Source organism: Streptomyces sp. NRRL B-24572, assembly GCF_002156145.1.
GTDB lineage: Bacteria > Actinomycetota > Actinomycetes > Streptomycetales > Streptomycetaceae > Streptomyces > Streptomyces vietnamensis.
Window position 1 is genome coordinate 1 of the sequence record NZ_MWIG01000247.1, and the last position, 9,683, is coordinate 9,683.

Sequence of the window (9,683 nt, forward strand, 5' to 3'; positions counted from 1 at the left end):
CAGGGCGAGCACCGCGACGCGCTCGCCACTACTCGGGAGGCGCGGCGGCCCGTGCGGATGTGCGTGCGCTGCGGCGTGATCACCCGGGATCCCGTCGTCGTCTCCGAGGTGCACCAGAGCTCCGGGCCCGGGTTCAACGTCTACGCCTGCCCGGAGTGCGCCTCGTACTACCCGCCCGTACCGGACGTGCTCGACCTGTTCAACGACCGGGACCGACGCCGGTGAGGTCGTAAGAGCGGCGCCGTGCGCCACGGACAACGGGACAACGGCGGCCCGGAACCGTCGCTGTCCGTGCCGTGGCGTCAGCCGTTCACTTGCCGCCCGTCACCGACCCGAAGTCCGTCCCCGTGCCCAGGAACAGGCCCGCGCCCAGCAGGATCATCGTCGCCGGGACCATCAGGGTCGTGATCACCATCGTCGCCTTCGGGACGGCCTTCGCCGCCTTGCGACGGGCGTTCTGGGCATCCGTGCGCCGCATGTCGTTGGCGATCTGTATCAGCGTGTCCACGATCGGGGCGCCCAGCTCCTCGCCCTGCTGAAGCGCCGTGACGAACTGCGCCACCTGCTCCGAGTCGTTGCGGCGCCGCAGTTCGTCGAAGGCCTGGCGGCGGCTCACGCCCATGTCCATCTGCCTCAGCGTGATGCGGAGTTCGTCCGCCCACGGGCCCTCGTACTTCTCCGCCACCCGTTCAAGGGCTTGCCGGAAGCCCAGGCCCGCGCTGACCACGACCGCCAAAACGTCCAGGAAGTCCGGGAGGGTCCGTTCGATCTGGTCCTTGCGGATGCGGACCGCCGACCAGATCCCGACCTCCGTCCAGAACGCCCCGAACGCCAGGAGCAACAGCGCCGTCACGTACGAGCCCCTGCTGATCATCACCAGGCCGCCGAGGCCGCCCAGGAAGCCGTACACCGCCCGCCTCGCCCCGTACCGGTCGATCGTCAGGCCGCCCGGGTTGCCCGCCAGGTCGATGCGGCGGCGGACGGCGTTGACGCGCTTCGGGCCCATCAGGCGGAGGACGGCCGGCGACCAGCGCATGCCCAGGCGGTCCACCGCCGAGTCGACCGCTCCCGTACGGGTCGCGCCGACCTCCAGGGCCAGTTTGAGGTCGTCCGGGAGCTTCGCGTCGGCGCGGTACAGGCGCAGGCCGTACGCGAAGCCCGCGACTGCCAGGCCTGCCAGGAGGGCTAGGAGGAGGTCCACTTCGGCTTTGTCCCTACACGTCGATCTTCGAGAAGCGGCGGATGACGGCGAAGCCCACCACGTACAGGGCGAAGGCGGTGATGACGGCGACCTGTCCGATGCCCGAGCTGGTCATGCGGTCGAGGGCGCCCGGCTGCATGTTGTCGATCAGCAGGAGCGAGCCGATGCCGATGACCGGGACGGAGTACGCGGTCATGCTCACCTGCGAGAGCTGGGTGCGGACCTCGCGCCGGGTCTCCTTGCGCTCCTCCAGGGTCTCGGTGAGGTTCCGCAGGGAGGAGACGACGGTGCCGCCGGCCCGGTTGGCGAGGACGAGGGTGGTGACGAGGACGACGAGTTCGCGGGAGGGGAGGCGTTCGGCGAGTTCTCCGAGGGCGTCGTCGAGGCTGGTGCCGACCGACAACTGCTGCGCCACCTTCTCCAGTTCGTCTCCCGCCGGGGCCTCCAGCTCGTCGGCCGCCAGGCTCAGGGCCATGCGGAGGGCGAGGCCGGCCTGGGTGGCGTTGGCCAGGATGCGGGAGAGTTCCGGGAGCTGGTTGATGAAGCGTTCGATGCGCTTCTGGCGTTGCCAGTTGAGGAAGCCGACCGCGACCCAGATGCCGAGGAGCCCGCAGATCGGGCCGAAGAACGGGGACAGCGCCGCCTGCCCCACGATCCAGAGGACCGCCACGGTCGCCGCGAGCGCCACCGTGAACTCGCCGGGCGTGATGTCGAGGCCGGTCGCCGCGATCCGCAGCTCCAGCTTCCGGCCGAGGGCCGTCTTCCGTACGCGGCGGTCCACGCCCCGGAAGCGGCGCCTGCGGCGGCCGGTCACGGCCTCCGGTTCGCCGCTCTGGTCCAGGCGGGCGACGAGGGCGGCATGGCGGCGGGCCCCGCTCGCGTACGTCTGGACGCCGACGACGCCGAGCACGCAGGCGAGCAGCGTCACGCCGGTCGTCAGCCAGAAGGGGTCCGTCATCATCGCTGCGCCTCGCGTCGCCGGGTGGTGGGGTCGAGGGGCGGCATCGCCGTGCGCGCGTCGGTCATCATTCCGCCTCTCGGGTGGCCAGGTGGGCGTCCGTCGCCGCCACGCCGAACGCCTGCGGGATCGGCTGCCCCGCCAGGTAGAGGCGTTCGGCGACGCGCCGTGGCAGCGGGTGGTACGTGAACCGCCCGTACACCCGCCCGTCGGCCGCGACCGGCTGCGCCTCGAAGCGGCAGACCGTGGCCAGCAGGAACCTTTCCCGGCCGTGCGAGGCGAGGACGGAGATCTCGGTGATGCGGCGGGTGCCGTCCGGGTGCCGGGTGAGCTGGACGAGTACGTCCACCGCGCTGTTGATCTGGTCCCTCAGCGCCTCGAACGGCACCTTCACCTCCGACATCGACGCGAGGGTCTGGAGGCGCATCAGGGCGTCCTCGGCCGAGTTCGCGTGGACGGTCGCGAGGGATCCGTCGTGGCCCGTGGACATGGCCTGGAGCATGTCGAGGGTCTCGCCGCCGCGGACCTCACCGACGATGATGCGGTCGGGGCGCATGCGCAGGGAGTTGCGGACGAGGTCGCGGATGGAGATGGCCCCGCGGCCCTCGATGTTCGGCGGGCGGGCCTCCAGGCGGATCACGTGGGACTGCTGGAGCTGGAGTTCGGCCGAGTCCTCGATGGTGATGATCCGCTCGCCGTCCGGTACGAGACCCGAGAGGGCGTTGAGGAGGGTGGTCTTCCCGGTGCCCGTGGCACCGGAGACGATCAGGTTGAACTTGGCTTGAACCAGTCCCGAGAGCAGGAGCAGCATCTGCTCGTCGAGCGAGCCGAGGCCGATCATCTCGTGGAGCGTGTACGCGCGGGGGAAGCGGCGGATCGTGAGCGTCGCCCCGGTCAGCGAGAGCGGCGGGATGATGACGTTGACGCGCTCGCCGGAGGGGAGCCGGGCGTCGACCATCGGGTTCGACTCGTCCACGCGCCGGTTGACCGTGGAGACGATCCGCTCGATCGTCTGCATCAGCTGCTCGTGGGAGGCGAAACGGAGCGGGAGCAGTTCGACGCGGCCGCCGCGCTCGATGAAGATCTGGTCGGGGCCGTTGACCATGATCTCCGTGATGGAGGCGTCTTCGAGGAGCGGTTCGAGTACGCCGAGCCCGAGCGCCTCGTCGACGACCCGGCGGATCAGCTGGGACCGCTCGGCGGTGGAGAGGACCGGGCCCTCGCGGCTGATGATGTGGCCGAGGACGCGCTCCAGGCGGGCCCGCCGCTCGGCCGCCGCGAGCGCGGACATCTCCGTGAGGTCGATCTCCTCCAGGAGCTTGGCCCGGAAGGCGGCGACGAGGTGGCCGTCCTCGCGGGCGGCCGCGCTGCCGCCCTTGTCCTCGGGGGCGTTGATCCGGGCGCGCAGGCTCATGGCAGGTCCTCCTCGTCGGGCGTCTCGGGCATCGGCATGGTGGCGGTCTTCTTGACGGGGTCGAAGCTCCAGAAGGGCAGCACTTGGGGGATGGTGACGATTGCGGTGGCGACTCCCCCGTCGACGGTGATGGTGGTCCGGGACGAGATCCAGCCGCTCACGGCCGCGTGGCCGGCGGCATCGGGTTCGGGCGCGTTCTCGTCGTCGGCGGTCGCGGCGGCCCTGGCGGCCGCGCGGGCCGCCGTGCCCGCCTGCTGGGCGGCGTAAGCGGCCATGCCGAGCTGGAGGCCTGCCAGGCCGACGATGAGCAGAATGGGGAGGAAGCCTAGGTACTCGATGGCGGCCTGGCCGCGGTCGCGCCGTCCTGTGCTCCGCAGGTCGTTCCTCATCGCCCGAGGCCCTCCTCGTCGACGGCGCCGGCCTTGCCCCGTACCGGGAAGAGGCCTCCGAGGCCCGGGACGAGGACCGGGACCTGGAGCTCGACCTCCGCGTAGGACATGCCGTCTCCCGGGCTGGAGCAGTTCACCTCGGCCGACCACGCGCTGTCCAGGTGCTTCCGAGCGGCGCTGTCGCAGTCCTCGCCGACCGCCTGCGCCCGCGCCCCCTCATCCGCCGCGTTCCCCGCCAGCGTGTACGTGTACCCCACCAGGACGACCTGCCACAGCAGCGCGAGCGTCAGCAGGATCAGCGGCACCATGCCCAGGAACTCCACCGCCACCTGCCCCCTGTCGTCGTCCCGGTACGTACGCATCCCTCAGCGCACTCCCCCGCGCCGCCGCAGTCCGAGCGAGCCCCGGTCCGCCGCGCGGGCGAGCTCCTTGCCCGGCTGGCCTGCGGCCTGGACCAGGCCCAGTTCGCCCGCCAGCGACCACAGCGCCTGCTTCACCGTCGACTTGGCGTCGAGTTCGTGGAGGCGGCCGGCGTCGACGACCGCCGCGAGTTCCTTGAAGTTGGCCGGGACGGCGACGCCCGCCATCCGCGTGCCGGTGATCTTCTGGACGAGGGGCGGCTGGATCTCGCTGGTGCGGTGGTGGCGGTTGACGAGGGTGACGGTCTCCTCGGCCTTGCGGACCTGGAGCCGTTCCCACATCCGTACGGTCCGCTTGGCGGCGCGGACCGCGACCACGTCCGGGGTGGTGACGAGGAGCGCCGTGTCGGCCATCTCGATCGCGGCGGCGTTGGCGCTGTCGAGCCGGGAGCCGCAGTCGAGGACGACGACCTCGTGGCGGCCGCGCAGGGCGCTGACGACCTGCCGGGCGGCGCGGTCGGTGACCTCCTCGCCGCGTTCGCCCTCCGCCGGGGCGAGGAGCAGCGAGAGGCCGGTCTCGTGGACGTACACCGCGTCCTGGAGGACGCGCGGCGAGATGTCCGCGATCGACGCGAGGTCGGCGACGGAGCGGCGGAACTGCACGTCCAGGTACGAGGCGATGTCGCCGCTCTGGAGGTCCATGTCGACGAGGGCGACGCTGCGCCCGGAGGCGCGGGCGGCGAGGGCGAGGTGGACGGCGGTGACGGTGGTGCCGACGCCGCCCTTGGCGCCGCTGACCGTGACGACGGTGCCGCCGGGGCCGGTGGCGAACTGCTCGGCTCCCGCGCCGAGGTGGCGGCGGACGCCCAGGGACCACTGGGCGGCGGCCTGGACGCGGCTGGCGAGCTCCTCGTAGCCGAGGGGGAGGGTGACGAGGCCCCGGGCGCCGGAGTCCATGGCGGCGGAGAAGAGGACGGGGCTGGCGTCGGCGGTGATGAGGACGACGCCGACGGCGGGGAAGCGGAGGGCGACCTCGCGGACGAGTTCGAGCGCGGGGACGGGCCCGATGCGCTCGTGGACGAGGACGACCTCGGGGAGTTCGTCGAGGGAGGCGGCGGCGAGCCGCGCGAGGGTGTCGACGAGCTGGGTGGAGTCGGTGACCGGCTGGGCGGGTTCGGCGTCGGGGAGCTGGCTGAGCAGCGTACTGACGGACCGGGCCGCGTCGGGGTCGCCGACGGCCGGCAGGATCCTGGTGGTCATACCGGCCTCACCTGTCCTTGTCGAGCGTGTAGGTGCGGTCGCTGCCCGGGTCGGCCGGGGAGCCGGCCGTGGACGGGGCGACGAGGGCGAGGCGTACGCGCTCGGCGAAGGAATCGGCGTACGCGACGCGCTGGGTGTCGAGGGCGGAGAGCGCGAAGGTGATGGGGACGGTGGAGGTGGCCCGGTCACTGCGGTCGGAGCTGTCGGAGGCCCGGGTGAGCTTGCCGACGTCGAGGACGCGGGCTCCGGCGACGATCAGCCGGGACTGGTCGGGGTCGCCCTTCTTCTCTCCGGCGAAGGTCGCGTAGATGTTGACGGTGGAGCCCGGGTTGATCTTGCCGGCGACACCGGTGGCGGCGTCGATCATGATCGCGATCTCCTGCTGACCCGGCTGGAGTTCGGGGCGCTCGACGATCATGTCGCTCTGGAGGAGGGAGCCTTCCTTGAGCTCGGTGACGGCGATCTTCCCCTCGATCTGGCGGAGGTCGGTGACGGCGGTCGAGGAGAGCCAGCGTTTGGGCATGGAGATCTTCTCGAAGTCGTCCGCCTTCAGGGCCTTGTAGGGAGCCACGTCTTCCTTGAGCCGGTACGCCGTGGTCTCCGGGCCGACTTTCGAGTTCACGTCGCTGATGACGGCGAGGACGCCGGCGAACGCGCCGAGGGCGCACAGGACGGAGAGCAGCAGCAGGATCACGCCGCGGCGCTGGCGGGAGTTCATGGCCGTACTTCCTCGATCGGGGCGGTCGGAGACGTGGGGCAGCGGTAGGGGCGGTGGCGGTGCGCGGGGCCGCTCACGGCAGCGCGGAGCGGGCGGAGCGGGCGCCGGGTCCGAGGGCGTGGCCGCCTGCCTGCGCGCCCGGACCGAGGACGCGGGCCTGGGCCGCCGGTCCGAGTGCGTACCCGCCGGGGTCCGGTGGCGGGGCCAGTGGGGCGGCGCAGAAGCCGCAGCGGTCGCCGATGAGTTCCATTCCGCACCAGTGGCAGGTCTCGCGGCGTACGGAGGCGACGAGCTGGTAGAGGACGGGCAGGTCGGGCAGGTACGCGGCGAACTCGACGAGCTTGCCGGTGCCCCACCAGCCGGGCGAGGACGCGGGCAGCGGCGCCTCGTGCACGGGTCCGGGGATCCGCCACCGGGGTACGAGGGTGCTGGTCGGCCAGTCGGTCTGGAGCTGGCCGCGGGCGAGGAGGAGTTCGGTGGCGAACTCCGGTCCGGAAAGGTGTCCTTCCCCTCCGCCGAGCCGCACGATCTGCGGCGTCGGTCCGGCGAGGACGGCGAAGTGGGCGCCGGGGAGCCAGCCCTTGAGGTGGGAGCCGAGGCTGACGGGGACGCGGTCGAGCCGGGAGACGGAGCCGAGGACGGCGCCGGCGTAGATGTAGTGGGCGAGCAGCCGGGCGGCGGAGGCGAGGACTCCGGGGCTGAAGTCGCAGCCGGCGAGCTGCCGCAGCTGGCGGACGAGGACGGCCGCGCCGAGGGGCGGCAGGTCGGTCCTGACCAGGGCGATCCGGTCGCTCTCCAGGAGGGCGCGGACGGCGTGCAGGCGGTGTTCGACGGCGGCCGGTGCGGCGGTGGGGCAGACGACGACCACGTGTCCGTACCGGGCGAGGAGTTGCTGCATGTCGGCGAGGGAGGCGTCGAGCGAGCGGCTCTCGGGGGGCGGGAGCAGGGCGGCCTGCGGAGTCCCGGGGTCGGTCGGTGGCAGCACCAGGTCGGCGCTGGTGACGGCGATCGCTGTCGACACGTCGGACCCCCCGTCCCCTCCGGCCTCCGGTGCCCCGGGGGCCGCGGATCACTTACCGCGTTCGCGGCGTCACCGCAGGGTGCCGCCGTCTCTGCACCTTATCCACGTCCCGTGGGGTGGTGAACACACAATCCGCCAAGCTGCCGCCATTTATCGCGACCTCCGCTTGTCGCGGCCTCCGCCATCGAGGTACCCGGGGTCCGACCGAACACCCTTCCCCGCCGGAGGTATTGACAACGCGATTGGTCTGGACCAACTTGTTGCGACAGCGGTGGCCACCGTCCGCACCATCCCCACACCCCCTCCGTACGACGACGTACGGCACCTCCACATCCCCAACTCCCCCACCGGAGGATGCACGTGGACCGCACCACCACCCGTCCGCACGGACGCCGCGCGGACGGACGCCGTCTGCTCGGCGGCGCACTCGCGCTCGCCGTCGGCTCCGGGCTCGTCCTCGTCGGCGGAGCCGGCACCGCGCAGGCGGCGGACGTCAACGTCGCCAAGAACGCCGGGTTCGAGAACGGGCTCACCAACTGGTCCTGTTCCGCCGGGAGCGGCGCCGTCGTCTCCTCGCCCGTCCACACCGGGACCGGCGCGCTCAGGGCCACCCCGGCCGGTCTCGACTACGCCCAGTGCGCGCAGACCGTGGCCGTGAAGCCCAACTCGACGTACACGCTGAGCGCCTGGGTCCAGGGCGGCTACGCCTACCTCGGCGCCACCGGCACCGGAACCACCGACGTCTCCACCTGGACGCCCGACAGCTCCTCCTGGAAGCAGCTCACCACCACCTTCACCACCGGCGCGTCCACCACGTCCGTGCAGATCTGGACCCACGGCTGGTACGGCACCTCCCCCTACCTCGTCGACGACGTGAGCGTCTTCGGACCCGACGGGGGCGGCGGCCAGGACCCCGACCCGACCGCCCCGGCCACCCCGGCCGGCCTCGCCGCCGGCACGGTCACCAGCAGCTCCGTCGCCCTCAGCTGGGGCGCGGTCAGCGGCGCCACCGCCTACAAGGTGTACCGGGACGGCGCCAACCCGCAGACGGTCACCGGCACGTCGACCACGATCACCGGGCTCACCGCCGACACCGCGTACCAGTTCCAGGTCTCCGCGACGAACTCCGCGGGCGAGTCCGCGAAGTCCGCCGCCGTGTCCGCCCGTACGGCCAAGGCCACCGACCCGGGCCCGGGCCCGGCCGTGCCCAAGCACGCCGTCACCGGCTACTGGCAGAACTTCGACAACGGCGCCGCCAAGCAGAAGCTGCGGGACGTCCAGGCCGCGTACGACATCATCGCCGTCTCGTTCGCCGACTCGACGGCCACGCCCGGCCAGATCGCCTTCAACCTCGACCCGGTCATCGGCTACGCCTCGACCGCCGACTTCAAGGCCGACATCGCGGCCAAGAAGGCGGCCGGCAAGTCCGTGATCCTCTCGGTCGGCGGCGAGAAGGGCAACGTCACCATCAACAGTGACGCCACCGCCACCGCCTTCGCCGACAGCGCGTACGCCCTGATGCAGGAGTACGGCTTCAACGGGATCGACATCGACCTGGAGCACGGCGTCAACGCCACGTACCTCACGAAGGCGCTCCGCCAGCTCTCCGCCAAGGCGGGCTCCTCCCTGGTCCTGACGATGGCCCCGCAGACCATCGACATGCAGAACACGGGCTCGGAGTACTTCAAGACCGCGCTCGCCGTGAAGGACATCCTCACGGTGGTCAACACCCAGTACTACAACAGCGGTTCGATGCTCGGCTGCGACGGCAAGGTCTACAGCCAGGGCTCGGTGGACTTCCTCACCGCGCTCGCCTGCATCCAGCTCCAGGGCGGCCTCGACCCGTCGCAGGTCGGCCTGGGCGTCCCCGCCTCCACGCGGGGCGCGGGCAGCGGCTACGTCGACCCGCAGGTCGTGAACAACGCGCTCGACTGCCTGACCAGGGGCACCGGCTGCGGCACCTTCAAGCCGGCCCAGACCTGGCCGTCGCTGCGCGGCGCCATGACCTGGTCGACCAACTGGGACGCGACGGCCGGCAACGCCTGGTCGAACGCGGTGGGCCCGAAGGTGCACGGCCTGCCGTAAGGCCCGTCCGACAGCGCAGCGCCGCCGCTCCCCCGGCGGCGCTGTGCCGTTCCCTCGGGCAGGCCTCAGGCGGGCCTCACGCGGGCAGGTAGTGGCGCAGCACCGGGTCGAGCAGGCGGACCCAGCCCTCGACCCGGGCGGCGCTGCGGCCGTCGACCTCGCAGTCGTAGGACGAGCCGTCGTAGAGGGTGACGGCGAGGCGCAGCACCCGGCCGCGCCGGATGCGCTCGTACCGTACGGCCCCGACCTCGTCCCAGAGGAAGTCGGCCTCCTCGCCG

At 72.1% G+C, this 9,683-nt stretch carries 10 protein-coding genes and 1 pseudogene; 2 read left to right on the forward strand and 9 right to left on the reverse strand.

Features of this window, described 5'->3' with window-relative positions:
- Positions 1-225: hypothetical protein (locus tag CCN56_RS15405; RefSeq protein ID WP_086827357.1), on the forward strand; the 225-nt coding region annotated here is incomplete at its 5' end.
- Positions 226-310: 85 nt separating this feature from the next.
- Here CCN56_RS15405 and CCN56_RS15410 read toward each other — a convergent pair.
- The 8 genes from CCN56_RS15410 to CCN56_RS15445 all read right to left on the reverse strand — a co-directional run bounded on the left by CCN56_RS15410 (position 311) and on the right by CCN56_RS15445 (position 7,320).
- Positions 311-1,201: a DUF5936 domain-containing protein gene (locus CCN56_RS15410; RefSeq protein WP_086827358.1), complete on the reverse strand. Its 891-nt coding sequence runs from the start codon at positions 1,199-1,201 to the stop codon at positions 311-313.
- Positions 1,202-1,214: 13 nt separating this feature from the next.
- On the reverse strand, positions 1,215-2,162 hold the full coding sequence (locus tag CCN56_RS15415) for a type II secretion system F family protein (protein ID WP_086827360.1): 948 nt from the start codon (positions 2,160-2,162) through the stop codon (positions 1,215-1,217).
- Positions 2,163-2,226: 64 nt separating this feature from the next.
- Positions 2,227-3,573 carry a CpaF family protein gene (locus CCN56_RS15420; protein ID WP_086827361.1) on the reverse strand — a complete coding sequence of 449 codons (1,347 nt, stop codon included), beginning with the start codon at positions 3,571-3,573 and terminating at the stop codon, positions 2,227-2,229.
- The gene (locus tag CCN56_RS15425; RefSeq protein ID WP_086827363.1) at positions 3,570-3,962 is read right to left on the reverse strand and encodes a TadE/TadG family type IV pilus assembly protein; all 393 of its coding nucleotides are present in this window, start codon (positions 3,960-3,962) and stop codon (positions 3,570-3,572) included. The genes CCN56_RS15420 and CCN56_RS15425 overlap by 4 nt, the downstream gene beginning before the upstream one ends.
- A complete protein-coding gene (locus CCN56_RS15430; protein WP_086827365.1) occupies positions 3,959-4,324 on the reverse strand; it encodes a TadE/TadG family type IV pilus assembly protein in 366 nt (121 codons plus the stop codon). Before CCN56_RS15430 ends, CCN56_RS15425 begins: the two co-directional genes overlap by 4 nt.
- 3 nt (positions 4,325-4,327) lie before the next feature.
- Complete coding sequence (locus CCN56_RS15435) at positions 4,328-5,581, reverse strand: P-loop NTPase (protein ID WP_041131007.1); 1,254 nt, start codon at positions 5,579-5,581, stop codon at positions 4,328-4,330.
- 7 nt (positions 5,582-5,588) lie between these two features.
- Positions 5,589-6,299, reverse strand: a complete 711-nt coding sequence (cpaB, locus tag CCN56_RS15440) for a Flp pilus assembly protein CpaB (RefSeq protein ID WP_086827367.1) — start codon at positions 6,297-6,299, stop codon at positions 5,589-5,591.
- Positions 6,300-6,372: 73 nt separating this feature from the next.
- Positions 6,373-7,320 (reverse strand): hypothetical protein, encoded by a 948-nt coding sequence (locus CCN56_RS15445; protein WP_086827369.1) that lies wholly within the window; start codon positions 7,318-7,320, stop codon positions 6,373-6,375.
- A 354-nt stretch (positions 7,321-7,674) separates the two neighbouring features.
- Between CCN56_RS15445 and CCN56_RS15450 the strand changes: the two genes are divergently transcribed.
- Complete coding sequence (locus CCN56_RS15450) at positions 7,675-9,405, forward strand: chitinase (RefSeq protein ID WP_086827371.1); 1,731 nt, start codon at positions 7,675-7,677, stop codon at positions 9,403-9,405.
- Between the two features lie 76 nt (positions 9,406-9,481).
- Here the strand turns inward: CCN56_RS15450 and CCN56_RS43190 are convergent.
- Positions 9,482-9,683: pseudogene (locus CCN56_RS43190) on the reverse strand (serine/threonine protein kinase); the annotation flags it as partial.